Here is a 21,939-nt window from a genome sequence, read left to right on the forward strand (position 1 = left end):
AATAGATTTTTCAGGAATGAGAACAAGGCCAATGGTCAGTATTTGTATGAGCACTTACCGGCATGAACAGTTCATCCAGGAGGCAATTGAGGGAGTAATGATGCAGGAAACCAGGTTCAGCATCGAGTTGGTGATTGGTGAGGATCGCTCAGACGATAACACAAGAGCGATCTGCCAGGAAATGGAAAAAAAGTATCCGGCGAAGATCAGGTTACTGCCTTCCGACAAAAATTACGGGCAGAATGAAAATCTTGCCCGGACCCTGCTGGCCTGCGATGGAATTTATATTGCACTCTGCGAAGGAGATGATTATTGGATGGATCCAAAAAAGTTGCAGAAGCAGGTGGATTTCATGCAGGCGCATAATCATTACGTACTATGCTTTCACCGGATCAATACAGTTGATGAGAACGGCCACCTTATTGAAGAAACAGAACCGGCCACAACCGTAACGCATTTCAAACCGGCGCAGTTGTACCATGTTTTTGTGCCAACGCTTTCCCTGATGTTCAGGAACTGCCTGCATCACTTCCCTTCTGAATTCTTCCTGGTAAAAAGCACCGATGCTTTCATTGTGGCAATGCTGGCCACGCACGGAAACGGCGCCGACCTTGGATTTACGGGCGGCTGCTACCGGAAACATTCCGGCGGCTTATACAACCGGCTGAGTCAGCTGAATAAATACAAGCAGGCCATCCAATGCAGGAAATGGATGAAACGGTCGGACTACTTCGATAGAAAAAATAAAAGGGAGATAAAAAGGGAATTAATGTACAGGATGAAATTATATGTGAAGATCTTCATCAAGAAAGGGCAGCCGGTTAATTGCCTCAGGATATTGTATTTCTACTTCACTATATGAAAAGGTATGGAAAAAACTTATCGTAATAATTTCAGGGGCTATTTTCTCTTTTATTACAGGATTGCAGGAAACAGTGTGCTGGTATTCCTGTTGTTGAGTATGCTGATCAGTCTGCTGGATGGAATAGGACTGGCAATGTTCATACCACTTTTGCAGACCGTAGCGGACCCTGCTGATAAAACGATGGCCGGCAGCAATATCACCAGGTATTTTACTGACCTTATCCATTGGGCGGGCATGCCTCTCAACGTTACTTCCATTCTCCTGGCGATGGTTTTGTTGTTCTGGGGAAAAGGCCTGGTCCGTTACCTGCAGATGAGGTACTATGCCCGGCTGAGACAGCTCTTTATCCGGAAAGTTCGTTTGTCCCTGGTGGATAGTTTGCAGGCGCTGCCCTACAGTGGTTTCCTGAGCTTTGATTCAGGAGAGATCCATCATACTTTGACGGTGGATGTACAAAGACTTTTTCAAACGATGAAATTCTATTTCGATGCAGCCCAGTCTTCCGTTATGCTGCTGACCTATATGCTCCTTGCCTTTGTGTCCAATTTTCACTTTGCCGTGCTGGTGGCAATCGGGGCAGGGCTATCCAATCTTCTGTACAGGAGGATCTACAAAGTTACCAAGAAAGCTTCCGTTGAACTATCCGGCAAGGGAAGCGATTTCAATGGCTTCATCAACCAGGCCACGCTGTATTTCAAATACCTGAAGTCAACCAATTCATTTGAGCGATATACGAAGAAATTGAATACGGTGATCGTTGAAACAGAACAGATCAACCGGCGGATTGGAAATATGAATGCAATAACCACTGCCGTAAAAGAACCCCTGATCATTGTAGTGGTCAGCCTGGTGATCTTACTGCAGGTGAATTTCATGGGTGCAAGCCTGACTTCGATCCTGCTTAGCTTATTGCTTTTTTACCGGGCGCTTAATTTCCTGGTGACTTTACAAAACAACTGGCAGGGATTTATTGAAAATATCGGTGGAATGAATGCGGTTGCCCTGATGATGGGAAAAATGCAATCTCTCCGTGAACAGCAGGGTGACCGCTCTTTCACTGGCTTCAACGCCGGTATCAGTTTACAGGATGTTTCTCTCGCTTACCAGGAAAAGAAGGTTTTGCGGAACATCAATTTATTCATCCCGGTTAAGAAAACCATCGCGCTGGTAGGAGAAAGTGGCGCAGGCAAAACCACCCTGGCCAATGTGCTGGCGGGGCTGGTGCAGCCCGATTCAGGGCAGGTGCTTATAGATGATATTCCGCTCACCAGTTACAACCTGGATAGCTACAGGCGAAGAGTGGGCTACATCTCGCAGGAAACAGTGATCTTCAATGATACGATCTTTAACAATATCACATTCTGGGATGAGCCCAGTCCCGAAAACAGGAAACGTTTTTTTGAAGTGATAAAAATGACTTCCCTTACACAACTGGTAGAAGCGCATCCGCAAAAGGAAGCCGGCATACTGGGAGATAATGGGATCCTGATTTCAGGAGGCCAGAAGCAACGCATCTCCATTGCGCGGGAACTGTACAGGAATACGGATATCCTGATTTTTGATGAAGCCACTTCTTCACTGGATTCCCAAACCGAAAAGATCATACAGGAGAATATGGAGAACCTCTACGGCAGGTTTACCATGGTACTGATCGCTCACCGTCTTTCAACCATCCGCAAAGCGGATGTCATTTACCTGATCGAAAACGGGGAAGTGGTGGCTTCCGGAACTTTTTCGGAAATGCTTGAATCGAGTATCCGTTTCCGTAAGCTCGTGTCACTGCAGACATTCGCCCTGTGAAAAAATAATCTACACAACCACATTAATCCATAGTATACATGATCCCGGTAACCAGGCCATTTCTTCCGCCAGTGGAAGAATATGAGTCATATGTGCGAGATATCTGGCAGCGGCAATGGCTCACCAATAACGGACCATTGGTGAATGAACTTGAATTAAGGTTGAAAAGATATCTCAATGTGCCCCACCTGCTGTATGTAAATAATGGCACTATGGCCATTCAACTGGCCATCCGTGCGTTGGAACTGAAAGGGGAGATCATTACCACGCCATTTTCTTTCATTGCAACAACCAGCAGCACTATCTGGGAGAACTGCAAACCGGTATTCGTGGATATCGAACCTGATACCCTGAATATCGATCCGGAGAAAATAGAAGCAGCCATCAATCCCAATACCTGTGCTATCCTGGCTACCCATGTTTTCGGGAACCCCTGCAATATTGAAGCCATCGACAGTATTGCTGAAGCCCATCAACTCAAAGTGATCTACGATGCATCACATTGTTTCGGTACAAAATATAAAGGGAAATCGGTTTTCAGTTACGGCGATATCAGCACTACCAGTTTCCATGCCACCAAGCTCTTCCATACTATTGAAGGAGGGGCAGTATTTACACCGCAACCAGAATTGCTGAAGAAAATAGCGTACATGCGGAATTTCGGTTTCGATGGACCGGAAAATTTCGCCTGCGTGGGCATCAATGCAAAAAATTCAGAGTTCCATGCGGCCATGGGACTGGCCAATCTGAAATACGTGGATGACGTGCTGGAAAAAAGAAAGCAATTATATCTCTATTATGTTGAACACCTGGCTGACCTGGAGAAATCACTTCAGACCATTCAAAAGCATACAGAATTCAATTATGCTTACCTGCCCATTTTGCTGCCTTCCGAAGAACTGGTCAGGAAGATCGAACAATACATGAATGCCAACCTGATATTTCCCAGGCGGTATTTTTATCCATCGCTTCATACCCTGAGTTTTGTAGATAAATATGATTGTCCGGTCAGCGCCTGTGTTTCTTCCCGTGTTATTTGCCTGCCGATGCATTATAACCTGTCCCTGGAAGAAGTGAATTTCGTGATCCGGATCTTATACAGGGCGCAGAATTATTAATCATGAAGATTGCCATCATGCAACCCTATTTTTTCCCTTATATAGGGTACTTTCAACTGATCGCCTCGGTAGACAGGTTCATTCTCTGCGATGATGTGCAATATATCCGTCATGGATGGATCAACCGGAACAGGATTTTGTCTTGCAATGGAAATCCGCAATATATCATCCTGCCTGTGGCGAGGCATGGAAGCAGGGATCCGATCCGGATGGTAAAGGTTGCGGATGTAGATGGATGGCCTGCCACTATTTTCAGGCAACTGGAAATCTATAAAAAGGACGCTCCCTATTATAAAGAGGTGATCCGGTTGTTGGAGACCTGCCTGTTGAGCCAGGAAAAGGATATAACAGTCTTCAATGCTCAATGCATTCAGGCTGTCTGTAATTATATCGGAATCCCTTTTTACGTGGAAATCAGCTCCCGTCTTCAGTTGGATTATTCCAATGTAAAAGTGACCGATGATTGGGCCATCACCATTTGCAGGCAGTTGAACGCGCTTCATTATTACAATCCTCCCGGAGGTATTCAATTGTACAAGAAAGAGCGATTTAGTGCGAATAACCTGGGGTTGCATTTTGTAAACCCAAGATTAAGGGAGTATCCACAACTGAACAAGCCTTTCATGCCTGCACTTTCCGTAATAGATGTAATGATGTTCAATCATCCTTCGGAAATAAAGCAAATGCTAAACGAGTTTGAATTGATATGACCCCCATCGGCGGCTATTTTGGTCTTGAATTACAGGAAGGACCCAACAAATATCACAACACTTCGCTTACGTTTAAGACCGGAAGGGCTTCCCTGCATTTCATTCTTTCATTCCTGAAGCCGGACCTGGTATACATCCCTTTCTACACCTGCGGAAGGATCCTGGAGTCTTTTGAAATGGCTCGTGTCAGGTACCTGTTCTATGCCGTTGACGAAAACCTGGAACCATTCAACTTACCTTATCTCAACAACAATGAATTCTTTGTGTACATCAATTACCTGGACCTGAAGAGACCCTTTGTAGAAAAACTTTCAGAGAGATATGGCAACAGGCTCATCGTGGATTGTTCCCAGGCATTTTTTATGAAAGGGAACGGACGTTCCTGGTTCTTCAACTCTTGCAGGAAGTTCTTCGGAGTGCCGGATGGCTCTTACCTGTATACCCCTTCAGATCAGTCGCCCGAATTTTCCGGACCAGCAAATACAAAGTACGAGGTCACGCACCTCCTAAAGCGCTTTAATGGATTTGTTGAGGAAGGCTACCCGTTTTACGTGGAAAGTGAACTAAGGACCGGTGCGGAACTGGAGAAGATGTCGCGTCTCACTACTTGTTTATTATCCTGGGTGGATTATGAAATGGTGGCTGAAATGCGGTTATCCAATTATCACCGTCTTCACAATGCATTCTGGTCTTTCCATCTTTTCAGGGATGCATCCATAGGGGAAGGCGTACCGATGATGTATCCTCTTTTCCCCAGGATGAACATCAACAGGAAGTTATTGAATGAAAAGAAAATATTCCTGCCGGCTTTCTGGGAGGAGGTGATAGAAAGGAAGGGCAGAGGGTATGAATGGGAGCGGTCATTAAGCAGTCGTTTGTTACCCCTGCCCGTTGATCACCGGTATACTTCAGTAGATATGTTCCGTATTATAAACCAACTTTCTTCATTGCTATGAATGATGCAGTCTATATCAGGCCACTGGTTCCCGCTGATGCATTGATCTCCTATGAGTGGCGTAATAACCCCAAGATCTGGCGGTTCACCGGTACCAGGCCTACTACCTATATTACGCCGGAGATCGAAATGGAATGGATCATGAAAGTATTGCAGCGGCCGGATGAAAAAAGATTCGCCATTTGTTGCCATAACAACAACAGGTATATCGGAAATATCTTCTTCACGGATATTGATAAGGGCGAAGCGCAGATGCATATATTCATCGGAGATATCAATTTCTGGGGAGGAGACCGTGCCTATCAGGCCATTTGTCAGATCATCGAATTTGGATTCAATGAAATAGCCCTGGATACCATATACTCTTATGTGAATCCTTCCAACCTGGCTGCCATTCGCCTGGGATTGAATGCAGGGTTCGAGGAAACAGGCAGCTTTTATGATGTGGCTAAAGATATGATGCTTACCCGCATTGAATTTACCAGGGCCATGTATAACCGTCAGCAACACCTGAAGAAGGAAGTGAAGTCCGGCCGCGAAAGATCCACTTAGGGTCCGGGCCTCAATCAACTTGTATGAAACCACTACTATCCGTTTGCGTTATCACCTATAATCATGAAAAATTTATCAGGAAATGCCTCGAAGGTATTATGATGCAGCAAACAACTTTTCCCTTTGAAGTTGTGATCGGGGAAGATTGCTCCACTGATAAAACCAGGATGATTGTGCAGGAATATGCAGACCTTTTCCCTGAAGAAGTAAAACCCGTTTTCCACTCCTCCAATGTGGGCGGCGCCAGGAATGGATATGAATACTGCTATCCACGGTTGCAGGGAAAATATATCGCTATTTGTGAAGGGGATGATTACTGGACAGACCCTTACAAATTGCAAAAGCAGTTCGTATTCCTGGAGCAACACCCGGAACATTCATTCTGCTTTCACAAAGTGGCCAACGTGGATGAGAACGGGCAGGTCTTGCATATTGATAAAGCATCTGACGTAATAATCAACTATAAGGCAACTGATATCTTTCATATCAGCATTCCCACACTCTCTGTTGTGTTCAGAAAATGTTTTGACTTTGTTCCCGGTGATATTTACCGTGTGGCTAGTGGTGATACGTTTCTTTTCGGGCTATTGGCCCATTATGGAGAAGCCGCAGACCTGGGATTCGTTGGTGCACACTACAGGACCCATCCGGGTGGCATATTCTCTTCCCGAAAAATGATCTACAGGTATCTGCAGAGCATTCAAACCAGGAGGGTAATGCTGCAGGCCTCCTGCTTTGATGAAAATGATAAAAAAGAATTGAAAAAAGAGATCCGCAGGAGAAAGATAATGTACATCAAACAATTTATCAGAAAGGGAAAATTGCTCAATGTATTCAAAATACTTCTAAGCTGACATAAACTCACCGGCATGATCTCTATTATAACACCAACGTATAACCGCGCTGCTCTTGTACCTGACACTATCCGCAGTATACAGGATCAAACCTGTACAGACTGGGAGCTGCTGTTGGTAGACGATGGGTCCACAGATGATACTGGAGGGGCAGTGGAGCCTTTCCTTCAAGACAGGCGGATCAAATATTTCAGGAAGGAGAATACCGGGCAGGCAGACAGTTTAAACTATGGGGCCCGCTTTGCAAAAGGCGATTATATAACATTTCTCGACAGTGATGATACTGCCTTTCCTGGTTGGCTTGAAACAGCAGCCAGTCATATGCAGGCCGATACGGGAATTGTTTGTGTGGGCGCTATCCGGCGTTTTCCGGATGGAAAACTGGTAAAGGAAGGCATGGAAAGGTACAGGTTCTTTGGCCGTGATATGATGCTGAAGTTCACCTCAGGATCTCTTTTTATCCGTTCCGATCTGTTCAGGGCCATCCAGGGCTACGATGCAAACCTGAGATCGAATATACAAACCGATCTCGGTTACCGTTTGCTGACCCTGCTGGAAATGATCGGCCTGAAAGCTGTTCCTGTTGAGCAGTATCTTTTACAGATCAATGTGCATGAAGGGGAGCGGATAAGGACCAACTGGAAGAAAAGAAGGGAAGGAGGCATTCAGTTCATTCAGAAGCACCTTAAGTTCATCCGGTTGCATGATCCTGCAGAAGCAGGCAATGTTTATGCCTCCATTGCTTATTCCTGTTACAAATTGAACAGGAGGCTGGAGTCTCTTCATTACCTGATGCTGGCCATCCGTTATCATCCCCGGCGTTTGATCAATTATTTCCGTGTTCTAAAATATACCCTCCTGTAAATTCTTTTATGCAGTCTCATGTTTGTGCAATCATGGTCACCTATAACAGGTTGCAGGTGCTGCAACGCTCCCTGCAACATGTACTCCGGCAAACGGTCCAGCCTTCGCTCATTGTGATCATTGATAATAACAGTGACGATGGCACCGGCGATTACCTGGCTTCCTTGTCAGACAAAAAGAATATTCATTCCATCCGGCTCGAAGATAATGCCGGACCAGCCGGCGGCATTGCCGTTGGAATGGCTTATGGCCTTGCCGGTAAAAGCTTCGATTATTTCTGGGTGCTTGACGATGACACTTTCTATGCGCCACAGGCATTGGAGGAATTATTGCACTACATCCAAAGCAACCATTTCGATATGCTCGGATTGAAAGGGGCCAATATCCGTTTCGGCAAAAAAGTGCCGTTGCCCGGAATGGCTGTTGTTGAGCCGGCTGCTTATGCCATGATCGATGGAGCCATTATAAAGACAAGCGTTGTTGAAAAAGTAGGTATTGTTGATGAAAGGTTCTTTATGATGTGTGAGGACCATGAATACAGCATACGCCTGCATTTTCATGGGTACAGGGTAGGTGTGCTGCACAATGGGACCGATGAGCGGCTGCTGCTTGGCGGACAGGCAGGTTTTACAAGGTCCTCCCTGTGGAGAGGTTACTATTCCGCGAGGAACCACCTGCTGATCATCCGCCAATACTTTTCCATCATGAACTTACTCGGATATTTTTATCTGCAAATAAAATTGCTGGCTGCTGCAGCTATCTATGCGCCCGACAGGATGAAAAGGACCAGGCTAAGGCTTACCGGTATCTGGCACGGATTGATGGGGAAAACAGGAAAAACCCTCGATCCGCAAACACTTCGTTTTGAATCAAAACAACGGTCATCAATAAACTAAAGTTCACCTGAATTGAAACCTGCAACTGGCTTACCGGCTTACGAACAACAGAGGAATAAACAGCATCACTCATTTGTTCCCGACGGAAACGGTAAGCTGAAAATATTGTTCGTGATCGATACCCTTGAACAGGGAGGCGCAGAGCAAAGCCTGCTCGATAACCTGCGTTGCTTCACAAAAATAGAACCCGTTGTATGCCACCTGTATGCAGGGGAATTTCTGAAACCCCGTTTCCTGGAAGCAGGTATCAAAGTATATTCGGTTGGGATCACTGCCAGGTACGGTTTCATAAAAGCCTACAAAGCATTACAGGGTATAGTGGATAAAGAATGGCCAGACCTGATGGTGGCTTACCTGACCAGGTCTGAACTGGTGGCGCGAATGGTGGCAAAATTTAACAGGATCCTGGTAGTTGGCACTTTTGTAAGTGATCTCTATGGCAGCCAGTTCAATCAGTCGTTATCCCTGAAAGGAAAGCTGGGTGTGCGTTGTTTTGAGATGCTGAACAGGCTTACCAGGAAGTATTGTACAGCCTTTATCGCCAATTCAGAAGCAGTGAAGCAGGCCAATGCAAAAAGGCTGGATATACCAGCCCGAAAAATAGAAGTGATCAACAGGGGCAGGGATGGTAAGCTCTTCGCTTTCCAGCTTCACCAGATTGATGAGCCGGATTCATTGCGCATAGTCAATACCGGTAGGTTGGTGCCTGTCAAGAACCAGCAAATGCTGCTCCGCGCATTCAAACTTTTTTCTGAACAACAACCCGGTGCTTCCCTCCATATTGCAGGAGAAGGACCTGAAAGGAAAGTGCTTACAGACCTGATCAAAGCAACCGGCATGGAAGGGAAGGTGCGATTGCTGGGAAGGAGGGATGATCTTCCCGTGCTGCTTCATCAATATGAATGTTTTGTATTCCCTTCTCTCAGTGAAGGTTTCAGCGGTGCTGTGATAGAAGCTATGATGACCGGCCTTCCTGTACTGGCCAGTGATATACCTGCCAACAAAGAGATCATTACGCATCTCAAAACAGGTTACTTGTTTGATCCTTACTCGGAACTCAGCCTGGTGCAAGCCCTGAACTGGGTGGCAGGCAACAGGTATGAAGCAGTACGGATGGCAGCAAGAGGCGCTGATTGGGCCAGGCAGCATTTTGAACTAAGGAGGATTGCAGAAAAAATGGAAAACTATTTATGTAAACTGATGTCCGGTAAAGCATGAAAATCCTCCATTTACTTCAAAGGCCGCAGTTGAGAGGCGTTGAAACATTCACTTCTCAATTGTCGATACACCTGAAAGAGGAAGGTCATCAGCCGGTTATCGTATTTCTTTACAATGGAAAGGCTTCCATTCCTTTCGATGGTCCAGTTTACCATCTTCATGCCAGCAGGATATTGCGCTTCATGGATATAAGGGCCTGGATCAGGCTGGCCAGGATCATCAGGGAAGTAAAGCCGGATATTGTGCAGGCGAATGCAGGCGATACCCTGAAATTTGCCGTCCCTTCCAAACTTTTATTCAGATGGCATGCCCTGCTGGTGTTCAGGAACGCCAGTATGATCAGCTTATACATCCGGCAATTGCCTGCAAAGTTTTTGAACAGGATCTTTTTTGAATTTCCGCAACTGATCATTTCCGTTAGCCGGGCTTCAGCGGCGGATTTTACAAAAATGTTCCCCAGTCTCGGCAATAAAGTGATCACATTGCCGGTGGGTATTGAAGGGCAACCAATGCCTGTAGACAATCATCTTTCTAAACCCCATCAGGTAACACTTATTCATGTAGGCGGTTTCACCTTCGAGAAGAACCATCTCAGGCTGATCGGCATTTTTAAAAAACTGGTTTCCATCTATCCAGGAGCCTGTTTGCAACTGGTAGGCGACGGGCCACTCAGGCCAGGTATTGAAGAACTGGTGATTGAAATGGGACTGACTGAAAATGTATCGTTCCTTGGTGCGCGTGAGGATGCCCGTGAGTTGATCGGCCGCGCAGATCTGTTGGTGTTGCCAAGCATCATAGAAGGATTGCCGGCGGTTATCCTGGAAGCCTTTTATTGTAATACCCCGGTAGTAGCCTATGATGTGGGAGGGGTTGGTGAGGTCGTATTTGAAAATTTTACAGGCCGGCTGGTAGAAAAAAATGATGAAGGCGCATTTTTAAATGCCATCATTTGTGTGATCGAGGACCAGGAAGCAACCCGTCAAATGATTGAAAATGCCAGGCGGCTTGTAACCGCAGGCTATCTCAATTCAGTGGTATGCAGGTCATTCATTGAAGTATATAACCGTTTGATCACAGAAGGGAATAAAAAACAGAAACTGGTATGAATAATGATATAGCTGTGGCTGAATGGAAACAACCGGACCTGATTGCCACTGGTTACGAGGGCATCCGCAGGCTTACTGTATTGCACCTGATCAAATCACTCGGCAGGGGAGGCGCTGAAATGTTATTGCCGGAATCCCTGAAGCAACACAACCACCAGGAGTATGAATTTCATTATATCTATTTCCTCCCATGGAAAGACCAGGTAGTAGCTGAGATCCGCCAGGCAGGAGGTATGGTGACCTGTTTGCCTGCGCGAAACAATATACAGATCCTATGCAGGTTGTTTTCTTTGATCAGGTATATCAGGAAAAACCGTATACAACTTATACACTGTCATCTTCCCTGGGCGGGGATCCTTGGCCGTTTGGCAGGATTTTTTACAGGTACGCCGGTGGTATATACCGAACACAACAAATGGGAGCGTTATCACCGGATCACATTTCTCATGAATAAGCTCACCTTTTTTATCCAACGGCAGGTGATTGCTGTGTCCGCTGAGGTGGCCAGTTCAATCCATAAATATTATCGCCATCCCCGTCCGGCAGTGCAGGTAGTACTCAATGGTGTGGATGCCGGAAAGTTTGTGCGCAACGGTATAACGGGCATCACTATCCGTGAACAGTACCATATTCCTCCCTCCGCCACGGTGATCGGCATCGCCTGCGTATTCAGGCCACAAAAGCAATTACATCTCTGGCTCCGGATTGCCGCCTTGTTAAAAAACAGCAACCATGACTTATACTTCATCATAGTGGGAGACGGGGGATTGCGAAATGAACTGAAGGCCCTGGCTGCATCGTTACAGCTTAACAACAGGCTTTTTTTTGCAGGTCTTCAACAGGAGATTCGTCCCTACCTGCAGGCGATGGATATTTTTATGATGACTTCCGCTTTCGAGGGATTGCCTGTTGCCCTGCTGGAAGCCATGAGCATGAACTGCCTGCCGGCCTGCACAGCTGCTGGTGGCATACCGGAAATAATCGTCAACGGGGCCAATGGCATTTTGGTCCCCCTTCAGCAACCCTTACTGCTGGCTGATCGTATCAGCGAACTTCTGAAAGATCCCGTTAAAATGCAACAGATGAAAAAGGCGGCACGCGAAACGGTGGTGGAACATTTCAGTATGCAGCAAATGGTAAAAGAGCTCGAAACGATCTATTCAACTATCATTCGAAGAAAAATTGTGTAAATGGGTTTCTTCATTTTATTACTGATATTGATCGGGATCTCCCTGCTGATCATAGAAATCATTTCCCGCAGGTTGCAATGGGTCAATGCCGGATTGCTGAGAGCGCTCCTGGCTTATCATTGGTTATTTGCCGTGATCTATTACTGGTATGTTCAGTCGGCCGCCTCTGATTCCGTTGCTTATTACAACCGCACTTTGGAAACTTATTACTACTGGAAGGATGCTTATGGGACCGGTACTCCTTTTATCGATTTCCTTTCCTATCCCTTCATTCATTTTTTGGGTTTTACCTATGAAATGATGATGTTGTTGTTTGCCTGGTTCGGTTACTGGGGATTTGTCTGCTTTTACATTATTTTCAAGGAACATACCCGCTTCAAACATACACTGAAAGGGATCAACATCATCTCGCTATTCATGTTCCTTCCCAATATGCATTACTGGACCGCTTCACTGGGAAAGGGCAGTATCATTTTCTTTGGCCTGGGCCTTACCATGTATGGTCTGAGTAAGCTGAAGACCCGGAAGCTGGCCATGCTGATCGGTTTACTGATCGTGTACCATGTGAGGCCACATATCTTTTTTGTAATGGCCGTGGCTATTCTCACCGGACTCGTGACGGCCCGGGAAAAGATACCGCTCTTCCAGAAACTGGTGCTGCTGGCCGGGGTAACTGCTGCGATCCTCATCCTGTACGACAATGTGATGGCTTTCGCCAGCCTGGACAGTGAAGATCTGTTCGGCAGTTTCGATGAACTGGCCAGTCACCGGTCAGTGGAACTGGCCAAGGCAGGTTCAGGAATCGATGTCAGCGGCTATCCATTTCCGTTAAGGCTCTTTACTTTCTGGTACCGGCCTTTATTCTTTGATGCGCCCGGCCCCATGGGGATCATCGTTTCATTTGAGAACCTGCTGTATCTTTTTATGACGGCAAAATTATTCAACATTCATTTCATAAACTTTTTCAGGGCTTCAATGGTAATGGTCAAATCAGGGATGGTGGCTTTCCTGGCCACCTCCCTTGCTTTATCCGGAACCTTATCCAACCTGGGTATCATTATCCGGCAAAAAAGCATGGTCATGTATTTTTTATTGCTGGTGATCCTCGCATTCCTCGATTACCTGAAAGCCAGGGAATCGAAACAATTACCGGCAGTAGCCCCAAAAACAAATACACATGGCAGGCATATTTACGATCTCCCTTGACTTTGAATTGCACTGGGGTGTATTCGACAAAAGAACAAGGGAGGAACGACGGGCTTGTTACCAAAACACCATTGCAGTGATACCGCGTATGCTGGAACTGTTTGCGCAATATGATGCGCATGTTACCTGGGCCACTGTGGGAAGTTTGATGGCGGCAGACAGAAAGGAATGGGAACGCCTTAAGCCAGCAATAGAACCGGCATATCTCGTAGACCGTTATTCCCCCTATCGATGGGTGGCTGAGCATGATCTTACCAGGGAACACAACTGGGCACATTTTGCACCGGAGATGGTTGCCAGGATTGTTCAATACCCCGGTCAGGAATTGGGGACGCATACCTTCAGCCATTTTTATTGCCTGGAAACACAAAGCGAACCTGCCGCATTTGGAGCAGATCTTGAAGCTGCCATCCGTGCTGCCTTGCCTTTTGGATCGAGACCGGTTTCACTCGTGTTTCCAAGGAACCAGTTCAATCCTGTTCTTCTTAAAACCTGTTATGAATATGGCATCCAGACCGTGCGCTCCAACCCTTCCGATTGGTACTGGACACCGGTTACCAATAATGGCTCCAGCCTCATCAGGAAATTTGCCAGAGCTGCTGATGCATATGTTCAGATAGGCCGCAGCCGCAGTTCCTATCCACTCAGTAGTATAAAGATCATTCCCGGAGAACCTCTGCAACTGCCGGCAAGCCGCTTCCTGCGGCCATGGCGCGATAAATACCATTTTGCCAATCGCTGGCGCGTGAACAGGTCCATACAGGAAATGAAGCAGGCGGCCCTGCACAATGAATGTTATCATCTGTGGTGGCATCCGGAAAATTTTGGAGAATACACGGAAGAGAATATGAAAGGACTGGAAAGATTATTACAACATTACCAGCGGTATGCCGGGCAATACGGCATGATCAGCTGGAACATGGGAGAGTATGCGCAATATCTCCGCTTTTGAAATAAAACAATTCGGGAAGATGCTGATCAGACCGGCTGAAGAATCTGACGATCCTGCAATAATCGAGTTGCTGAAGGCATCGCTGGGCGATAGCACAATCCAAAAATCAAAGCAACTGTGGGATTGGAAGCACAGGCAAAGTCCATTCGGACCATCCTATATGTTGCTCGCTGAAGAGGACGGTATGTTAGTGGGATTGCGCGCTTTCATGAAATGGAACTGGATGAGGAACCAAAAGATCTATCCTTCCGTCCGAGCCGTGGATACGGCTACTCATCCGCGTTACCAGGGAAAGGGAATATTCAAAAAATTAACCCTGATGCAACTGGATGCCTGCCGGGACCAACAGGTAAAGTTTGTTTTCAATACTCCCAACAGGCAGAGCCTGCCAGGTTATTTGAAAATGGGCTGGGTGGAGCAGGGAGCAATGCCGGTGAAGATTAAATTGCTGAAACCTTTCCATATCGCCCTCTCGAAATTAAGAAAAGCATCAGATAAAAACATAAAGACTGATCCAACCCCATTTCAGAAATGGAGCAGTGATGTGATCCAATTGGGAGACCAGGAATGGCCGGTGGAAGATCAGATCGTTACCCTGAAGTCATCCCATTATATCTCATGGCGATATGCCAGCAACCCGCTTTTCAATTACAACTATATTACCGATCAAAAATATTTTCTGCTGGTGATGCGTATCAAGCTGCACGGAGATTTGCGCGAATTACGGATCACCGATTTTTTCCTGACGAAAAAGAGCACAGACTATAAAAAGATCAGGAATTATCTGAAACAGGAAATCACCATGTATTACAGGCAATACGATATCGATTTCATTTCCTTTTCCGGTCAGCAATACAAAGAGTATAGCCGTTTCTTCGATTGGATGGGCTGGTGGCCTGTAAAAAATAACGGACCCCTGATTGTACTACGTGACCTCAATATGAACGAGCTGTTCCCTTCCTTGCTGAAACGCTCCAACTGGGGTTACTCTTTAGGGGATATGGAATTGTTCTGATCTGAATACACAACTCTTTTGCGGATCTCTGTTCTCCCGGGAGCAAATGGTTTAAGCGTTAGCCGTTCCATGTGGGGAAAGGGGTCCGCACCAATATTATGAACAACGGAACAATGGTAAAACTGGTGCGCATCACTACGGTGGCCGTTTCCATGAACGTTCTGCTGAAGCACCAGCTCAGGTTCATGTCTGACTATTTTGAAGTGGTGGCTGTTTCTTCTCCGGGCAGCGACCTGGAAGAAGTGGAAAGGCGGGAAGGCGTACGCACCATTGGCCTGAAAATGAGCAGGAGCATGCAGCCACTATTTGATCTGCTTTCTTTATGGCAATTATTCCTGCTGTTAAGAAGGGAAAGGCCAGCTATCGTACATACACATACGCCGAAAGCCGGATTACTCGGCATGTTGGCAGCAAGGCTGGCAGGCGTCAAAATCAGGATGCATACGGTAGCCGGGCTTCCCCTGCTGGAAAAACGAGGCCCATACAGGACCCTGCTGGAATGGATGGAACGCCTTACTGCCAGTTGCGCCACCCATGTATATCCCAATTCAGAAAAGCTGGCATCGGTGATGAAAGAAAATAGATACTGTGCCGGACAGAAGATCCGGTTATTGGGCAACGGTAGCAGCAATGGAATAGACAGTGATTATTTTCAAAAAGATGCCAGCCTGGAAATACAGGCAGCCAGATTAAGGAGTGAAAGAGGATGGTTACCGCAGCATTTCGTATTTGTATTTGTGGGAAGGATCGTAAAAGACAAGGGAATTGAAGAACTGGTGGAGGCGTTTTCGATGATCCATCAACGGTATACCGAAACAAGATTGATGCTGGTGGGGCCATTTGAAGAATCGCTTGATCCCATTTCTATTAAAACTAAAACGAAACTGAAGCAGCACGAAGCCATCAGTCATGTTGGTTTCCAGGCAGACGTCAGGCCCTGGCTGCTGATGGGGCAGGCGCTGGTATTCCCCTCGTACCGGGAAGGCTTTCCCAATGTTCCTATGCAGGCGGGATGCCTTGAATTGCCTTCCATTGTATCGGATATCAATGGTTGTAATGAGATCATTCAACAGGGGAATAACGGCCTGGTCATTCCGCCTAAGAACACAAGGGCGCTGTACGAAGCTATGGAACTGTTATTGACCGATCCATTCTTATACCAGCAACTCAGGTCAAACGCCAGGAGCAGGATTGTGGAGCGCTTTGATCAACAGCTTCTCTGGAGCTGCCTGTTACAGGAATACTTATTCAATCTTGGTTCAAATTCATATGTTCACCTACAGGAATACCTGGAAAAGAGTTCTTGATCTCGCTGTCAGCTTACCTGCATTCCTGCTGCTGTTGCCGGTGCTGCTCCTCCTCAGTTTGTGGCTGGCCATTTATTGGAAGGGAAATCCGTTTTTCATTCAGTCCAGACCTGGCAGAAACGAAAAAATATTCAGGTTATACAAATTCCGCACAATGAGCAACCGGAAAAATGCTGAAGGCGTTTTGTTACCGGATGAAGACCGGCTCTTACCCCTGGGCGCCCTGATGCGAAAATATTCGCTGGATGAATTGCCTCAGTTGATCAATGTTGTAAAAGGAGATATGAGCCTTATCGGTCCAAGACCATTGCTGATTGCCTACCTGCCGCTTTACACAAAGGAGCAAAAAAGAAGACATGAGGTGAGACCTGGCATTACCGGATGGGCACAGGTGAATGGACGCAACGCCATCAACTGGGATGAAAAATTTTTACTCGATGTAAAGTATGTAGAGCAGCTCAGTGCTGCGCTCGACTGGAAAATCTTCAAACTTACCATACGCAAACTATTGCACCCGGGTGGTGTCAGCCACCGCGGACATGCTACCATGCCCGTTTTCAAAGGAAACAATGAATGATGAATGTATTGATCACATCAGCAGGGCAGCGGGTTTCGCTGCTCAGGTTCTTTAAAAGGGAGTTGAGCCATATTTTTCCCGGCAGAAAGGTTTTTGCCGCAGACCTGCAGCCGCAATTCAGCGCCGCCTGCCAGGTGGCTGATGCTTTCTTTGAAGTACCCCCGGTAACACATCCTTCCTACCCGCAGCAGTTGATGGATATTTGTCTTCAGTTTGATATCAGGATGGTTGTGCCTACCATCGATACAGAACTGAAAGTGATGGCGGAAAACAGGCAGTGGTTTGAAAGCAATGGCATTCACCTGGTCATATCTTCCAGTGAATTCATTAATACCTGCAGGGATAAAAGAAAGACCCACCTTTTTTTCGGGGAAAGGGATATTGCGGTTCCTGCGCCCATCGATAAGCACCAGCCCAGCTTTCCGCTGTTCATCAAACCATTCAATGGAAGTTTGAGCGCAAATACTTTTGTTATCCGGCATCTGCATGAGCTTACGGAATGGCATATGACCAATGAACAGCTCCTGTTCATGGAGTATTTCGACAAGGCGGATTATGATGAATATACGGTAGATATGTATTACAACAAAGCAGGACTGCTACGCTGCCTGGTGCCCAGGAAAAGATTGCTGGTGAGGGCAGGAGAGATCAGCAAGGGAGTGACCTGCTATAACAGGCTGGTGCCATTCCTCGCAGACCGGCTTGGATGTATCGATGGCGCCAGAGGTTGCCTCACTGCTCAATTCTTTATGCATAAGACCAATAACAGTATTGCAGGGATCGAGATCAATGCGCGTTTTGGCGGTGGCTATCCGCTCAGCTATCATGCAGGAGCCAATTATCCACGCTGGTTGCTGGAGGAGTATCTGCTTGATCAGGAAATCCCTGTGATGCATAACTGGGAACATGACCTGCTGATGTTGCGCTACGATGATGAAGTGATCGTTCATGGAAATAAAGGTTAGCAAAAACGCCTTTTTCATTTTCGACCTGGACGACACGCTTTACCTCGAAAGGGAATATCTCTATTCCGCCTTTCGCAGTATTGCGGACCGGGTACTGGAGCTCACCGGGAAGGACCATTATCAACATATGGTCCGGCTTTATAATTCCGGCGCGAACGTTTTCCAGTGGATTGAATCAGCCTTTGGAATGCGGTCTCCTTCGATGTCTGTTCCTGATTTGCTCCATCATTACCGGAATCATATTCCTTCCATTTCCCTGGCAAGGGGCGCCGGCCCTTTCCTGCAGCAACTGCAACTCATGAACATGCCAATGGGCCTGATCACAGACGGGAGAAGCACTACGCAGCGGAACAAATTGAAGGCGCTGAATATTGAAACTCTTTTTTCCGATATCATCATTTCGGATGAATTCGGTTCGGCTAAACCATCCGTCAGGAATTACCAGTATTTCCAGGACCGTTATCCGGCGGCTGAGTTCCATTTTTTTGGAGATAACCCTATCAAGGATTTCCTGGCGCCCCGGAAACTGGGCTGGCACTGCTACTGTATGAAAGATAATGGTGAACATATACATGAACAACATTTTGCTGACCATCCCTCTGTACACATCATTTCCTCATTTTATGAGATCAGGCTTATAAAACAAATAACATGAAAGATAGAATCTGGCTTTCTTCTCCACATATAGGGAAGAAGGAAATGTATTGGGTGCAGCAGGCATTTGCTACCAACTGGATAGCGCCACTGGGGCCGAATGTAACGGGTTTTGAAGAAGAGCTCGGCGATTCGCTTGGCAGCAGGGTAGAGGTGGCCGCATTGAGTTCAGGAACAGCAGCCCTTCACCTGGCATTGGTATTACTGGGCGTGGGAAGAGGCGATGAGGTTATTTGCCAGTCCATGACATTTGCTGCTTCAGCAAATCCGGTGGTTTACCAGGGTGCAACACCTGTTTTTGTAGACAGTGAAGAAGCCACCTGGAACATGAGCCCGCAATTTTTAGAGCAGGCCATAAAAGACCGGCTGAGGAAAAGGAAGAAACCCAAAGCCATTATTGTGGTGCATTTGTATGGAATGCCCGCCATGATGGATGAGATTTCAGCTATTGCTAGCCGTTATGGCATACCGTTGATAGAAGATGCCGCCGAAGCGCTGGGCAGTACTTACAAGGGAAAGCCTGTGGGCACGATGGGAGATCTCGGGATCTTTTCATTCAATGGCAATAAGATCATTACCACTTCCGGCGGCGGCGCCCTTGTTTCCGCGAATGGAAAATACATTGAGGAAGCAAGATTCCTGGCAACCCAGGCTCTGGATCCTGCGCCGCATTACCAGCATTCCCGCACAGGATACAATTACAGGATGAGTAATGTTTGCGCCGGCATTGGCCGCGGACAGCTGGAAGTATTGGCAAACAGGGTGCAAAGCCGGCGGAGGAATTTCTTCTATTATCAACTGGCGCTTGGTTCCCTGGAAAAAGTGCATTTCCATGAAGAGCCTTCCTGGGAGTTCTTTTCCAATTATTGGCTGACCACATTGATTTTTGAAGAAGGTAATGAAATGCGGGAAGAAATACGGCAGATGCTGCTGGCGAACAATATCGATTGCCGCCCTTTGTGGAAACCTATGCATCTGCAACCGCTCTTTGAAACGGCCCCATATTATGGAGAAGGCGTGAGTGAGCGATTGTTTGAGCAGGGACTATGCCTGCCTTCCGGCTCCAACCTTACAGAATCCGAACTGAACAGGGTGATTGCACTTATTTACGAATCCTTCAAAGCAACTGTATGAAAAAACTATTTACTTATGTACAATCTGTTCCCCGATGGGTGATCCTGCTAACAGACGTGCTGGTTAATATGGCATCTTTCTCCCTGTCTTATTTTATAGTCAAACAGTTTGAGTTTCCGGTGATCCTCAGGGGGCATTTTTTCCTTTATACGATCACCTATGCTTTACTGGCGCTGGTGGTATTCTATCTGATGCGGATCTACAGGGGCATTATCCGGCACTCGAATATTCATGACATGCTTCGCATATTCATTGGCGTATTGATCATAAGCCTGCTGTATCCCGTTGCTGCGGAGATTTTTGTAGCTGCCAGGTACAATATCAGGTCCCTCAATATTCCTGTTGTATTGATCGTGAATTTTTTCATTGCCTCTTCCCTGTTGATCTTTTACCGGGTCCTGGTACGGGGTGTTTATTATTATTTCATGCATATTTCACCAGCAGGGAAAGAAAATGTATTGATCTATGGATCAGATGCAGAGGCCATCCTCATCAAACAGGCGATTGAATCGGGCCTGCACGGGGAAATGGTGATTGCCGGATTTGTTGAGACCAATGCTTCCCGTGTGAATGCAACCATACAACAGGTAAAGATCTATCATATCAAAGCGCTGGGGTTGCTGAAGATCCGCAAGAAAGTGACCAAGCTCATTCTCATGAACGAATATCTCTCCGGTGCCGATAAAAAAAGGGTGATTGAAAAATGCCTGCAACTGGGCATAAAAGTACTTACCGTGCCACCGCCCGATCAATGGGTCTATGGCAGGATCAGTCAGCGGCAGATGAAGGCATTGAAGATCGAAGACCTGCTGCAGAGAGAGCCGATAGTGATCAACAACCAGAACATCTGTGCAGAGCTGGAAGGGAATTGCATCCTGGTCACCGGTGCTGCGGGTTCCATCGGATCGGAAATTGTGAGGCAGGTTGTAGGTTATAAGCCATCAAGAGTGATACTGGTGGACCAGGCGGAAACAGGATTGCACGAGATCCAGCTGGAGATGGAAGAACAGCTTCCGGATACGGAGATCATTATTTTCATCGCCAGTGTGAGGGACCGGACAAGGATGGAATTGCCTTTCAGGAAATTCCTTCCGAAGATCGTATTTCATGCTGCCGCTTTCAAGCATGTGCCGATGATGGAAAAGCATCCCTCCGAAGCAATCCTTACCAATGTGCTGGGCACAAGGGTTGTGGCCGATCTGTCTGTTTGCTTCAATGTTGAAAAGTTCATCATGATCTCTACTGACAAGGCAGTGAACCCTTCCAATGTGATGGGCGCTTCCAAAAGGATCGCAGAAATGTATGTGCAGTCGCTCAGCAATATTGTGCACAGTAAATCGCCGGAAGATATCCTGCATATCTATCATTCCTGGAGCCGTCAGTTTGTGAACAATGCCCGGCATTCGAATACCAAATTCATTACAACCCGGTTCGGAAATGTGCTGGGCTCCAACGGATCGGTGATACCCCGCTTCAGGGCGCAGATCGAGGCAGGAGGGCCGGTAACCGTTACCCATCCGCAGATCACCCGCTACTTCATGACAATTCCTGAAGCAGTTCAGCTGGTACTGGAAGCGGCCACTATCGGCAATGGAGCTGAAGTTTTCGTATTCGATATGGGCGAGTCTGTAAAGATCATCGACCTTGCATATAATATGATCAGGCTTGCCGGTTTCATTCCCGGACAGGATATCAGGGTCGTATTTACAGGGCTCCGCCCGGGTGAGAAGTTGTATGAAGAGTTGCTGAATGTGCAGGAAACCACTTTGCCTACACATCATGCCAAGATCAAGATTGCACGTGTATCGCCCTGTTGTGATCAAACAGTAATGCAGATCGAAGAGCTGATCAATATCAGCAGGCAGGGTAATGACAAAACCCTCGTGAAAAAAATGAAACTGCTGGTGCCGGAGTTCATCAGTAACAATTCTCAATTTGAGCAGCTGGACCATGCAGCAATAGAAAACAGTAAATTCAGTGCGGTTGTTTAATGTGCTGTTA

At 46.7% G+C, this 21,939-nt stretch carries 21 protein-coding genes; all 21 read left to right on the forward strand.

Annotated elements, in window-relative coordinates; all coding sequences use genetic code 11:
* The first annotated feature begins 16 nt into the window (after positions 1–16).
* The 21 genes from D9Y29_RS09435 (at position 17) to D9Y29_RS09535 (ending at position 21,929) form a co-directional block, all read left to right on the forward strand.
* Positions 17–862, forward strand: a complete 846-nt coding sequence (locus D9Y29_RS09435; protein ID WP_127127364.1) for a glycosyltransferase — start codon at positions 17–19, stop codon at positions 860–862.
* Positions 863–868: 6 nt separating this feature from the next.
* Positions 869–2,665 (forward strand): ABC transporter ATP-binding protein, encoded by a 1,797-nt coding sequence (locus tag D9Y29_RS09440; RefSeq protein WP_127127366.1) that lies wholly within the window; start codon positions 869–871, stop codon positions 2,663–2,665.
* Between the two features lie 38 nt (positions 2,666–2,703).
* A complete protein-coding gene (locus D9Y29_RS09445; RefSeq protein WP_127127368.1) occupies positions 2,704–3,783 on the forward strand; it encodes a DegT/DnrJ/EryC1/StrS family aminotransferase in 1,080 nt (359 codons plus the stop codon).
* Between the two features lie 2 nt (positions 3,784–3,785).
* Positions 3,786–4,493: a WbqC family protein gene (locus D9Y29_RS09450; protein WP_127127370.1), complete on the forward strand. Its 708-nt coding sequence runs from the start codon at positions 3,786–3,788 to the stop codon at positions 4,491–4,493.
* Complete coding sequence (locus D9Y29_RS09455) at positions 4,490–5,449, forward strand: hypothetical protein (RefSeq protein WP_127127372.1); 960 nt, start codon at positions 4,490–4,492, stop codon at positions 5,447–5,449. The genes D9Y29_RS09450 and D9Y29_RS09455 overlap by 4 nt, the downstream gene beginning before the upstream one ends.
* A complete protein-coding gene (locus D9Y29_RS09460; protein ID WP_127127374.1) occupies positions 5,446–6,000 on the forward strand; it encodes a GNAT family N-acetyltransferase in 555 nt (184 codons plus the stop codon). The genes D9Y29_RS09455 and D9Y29_RS09460 overlap by 4 nt, the downstream gene beginning before the upstream one ends.
* 23 nt (positions 6,001–6,023) lie before the next feature.
* The gene (locus tag D9Y29_RS09465) at positions 6,024–6,854 is read left to right on the forward strand and encodes a glycosyltransferase family 2 protein (RefSeq protein WP_127127376.1); all 831 of its coding nucleotides are present in this window, start codon (positions 6,024–6,026) and stop codon (positions 6,852–6,854) included.
* A 15-nt stretch (positions 6,855–6,869) separates the two neighbouring features.
* Positions 6,870–7,718 (forward strand): glycosyltransferase family 2 protein, encoded by an 849-nt coding sequence (locus D9Y29_RS09470; protein WP_127127378.1) that lies wholly within the window; start codon positions 6,870–6,872, stop codon positions 7,716–7,718.
* An 8-nt stretch (positions 7,719–7,726) separates the two neighbouring features.
* Positions 7,727–8,614, forward strand: a complete 888-nt coding sequence (locus D9Y29_RS09475) for a glycosyltransferase (protein WP_127127380.1) — start codon at positions 7,727–7,729, stop codon at positions 8,612–8,614.
* Positions 8,615–8,626: 12 nt separating this feature from the next.
* Positions 8,627–9,832, forward strand: a complete 1,206-nt coding sequence (locus D9Y29_RS09480; RefSeq protein ID WP_127127382.1) for a glycosyltransferase — start codon at positions 8,627–8,629, stop codon at positions 9,830–9,832.
* A complete protein-coding gene (locus tag D9Y29_RS09485) occupies positions 9,829–10,938 on the forward strand; it encodes a glycosyltransferase family 4 protein (RefSeq protein WP_127127384.1) in 1,110 nt (369 codons plus the stop codon). Before D9Y29_RS09480 ends, D9Y29_RS09485 begins: the two co-directional genes overlap by 4 nt.
* Positions 10,935–12,128, forward strand: coding sequence for a glycosyltransferase (locus tag D9Y29_RS09490; protein WP_127127386.1), 1,194 nt, complete (start codon positions 10,935–10,937; stop codon positions 12,126–12,128). The genes D9Y29_RS09485 and D9Y29_RS09490 overlap by 4 nt, the downstream gene beginning before the upstream one ends.
* A complete protein-coding gene (locus tag D9Y29_RS09495) occupies positions 12,129–13,334 on the forward strand; it encodes a hypothetical protein (RefSeq protein ID WP_127127388.1) in 1,206 nt (401 codons plus the stop codon). It begins immediately after the preceding gene.
* Positions 13,306–14,286 (forward strand): polysaccharide deacetylase family protein, encoded by a 981-nt coding sequence (locus D9Y29_RS09500; protein ID WP_127127390.1) that lies wholly within the window; start codon positions 13,306–13,308, stop codon positions 14,284–14,286. Before D9Y29_RS09495 ends, D9Y29_RS09500 begins: the two co-directional genes overlap by 29 nt.
* Complete coding sequence (locus D9Y29_RS09505; RefSeq protein ID WP_127127392.1) at positions 14,264–15,301, forward strand: GNAT family N-acetyltransferase; 1,038 nt, start codon at positions 14,264–14,266, stop codon at positions 15,299–15,301. Before D9Y29_RS09500 ends, D9Y29_RS09505 begins: the two co-directional genes overlap by 23 nt.
* A gap of 98 nt (positions 15,302–15,399) precedes the next feature.
* A complete protein-coding gene (locus tag D9Y29_RS09510) occupies positions 15,400–16,608 on the forward strand; it encodes a glycosyltransferase family 4 protein (protein WP_206513749.1) in 1,209 nt (402 codons plus the stop codon).
* Positions 16,571–17,185: a sugar transferase gene (locus tag D9Y29_RS09515; protein ID WP_127127394.1), complete on the forward strand. Its 615-nt coding sequence runs from the start codon at positions 16,571–16,573 to the stop codon at positions 17,183–17,185. Before D9Y29_RS09510 ends, D9Y29_RS09515 begins: the two co-directional genes overlap by 38 nt.
* On the forward strand, positions 17,182–18,150 hold the full coding sequence (locus D9Y29_RS09520) for an ATP-grasp domain-containing protein (RefSeq protein ID WP_206513750.1): 969 nt from the start codon (positions 17,182–17,184) through the stop codon (positions 18,148–18,150). Before D9Y29_RS09515 ends, D9Y29_RS09520 begins: the two co-directional genes overlap by 4 nt.
* Positions 18,134–18,805 (forward strand): HAD family hydrolase, encoded by a 672-nt coding sequence (locus tag D9Y29_RS09525; protein ID WP_127127396.1) that lies wholly within the window; start codon positions 18,134–18,136, stop codon positions 18,803–18,805. Before D9Y29_RS09520 ends, D9Y29_RS09525 begins: the two co-directional genes overlap by 17 nt.
* Complete coding sequence (locus D9Y29_RS09530) at positions 18,802–19,938, forward strand: DegT/DnrJ/EryC1/StrS family aminotransferase (RefSeq protein ID WP_127127398.1); 1,137 nt, start codon at positions 18,802–18,804, stop codon at positions 19,936–19,938. The genes D9Y29_RS09525 and D9Y29_RS09530 overlap by 4 nt, the downstream gene beginning before the upstream one ends.
* Complete coding sequence (locus D9Y29_RS09535) at positions 19,935–21,929, forward strand: polysaccharide biosynthesis protein (protein ID WP_127127400.1); 1,995 nt, start codon at positions 19,935–19,937, stop codon at positions 21,927–21,929. The genes D9Y29_RS09530 and D9Y29_RS09535 overlap by 4 nt, the downstream gene beginning before the upstream one ends.
* Positions 21,930–21,939 lie beyond the last annotated feature (10 nt).

This window comes from Pseudoflavitalea rhizosphaerae, assembly GCF_003991355.1.
GTDB lineage: Bacteria > Bacteroidota > Bacteroidia > Chitinophagales > Chitinophagaceae > Pseudobacter > Pseudobacter rhizosphaerae.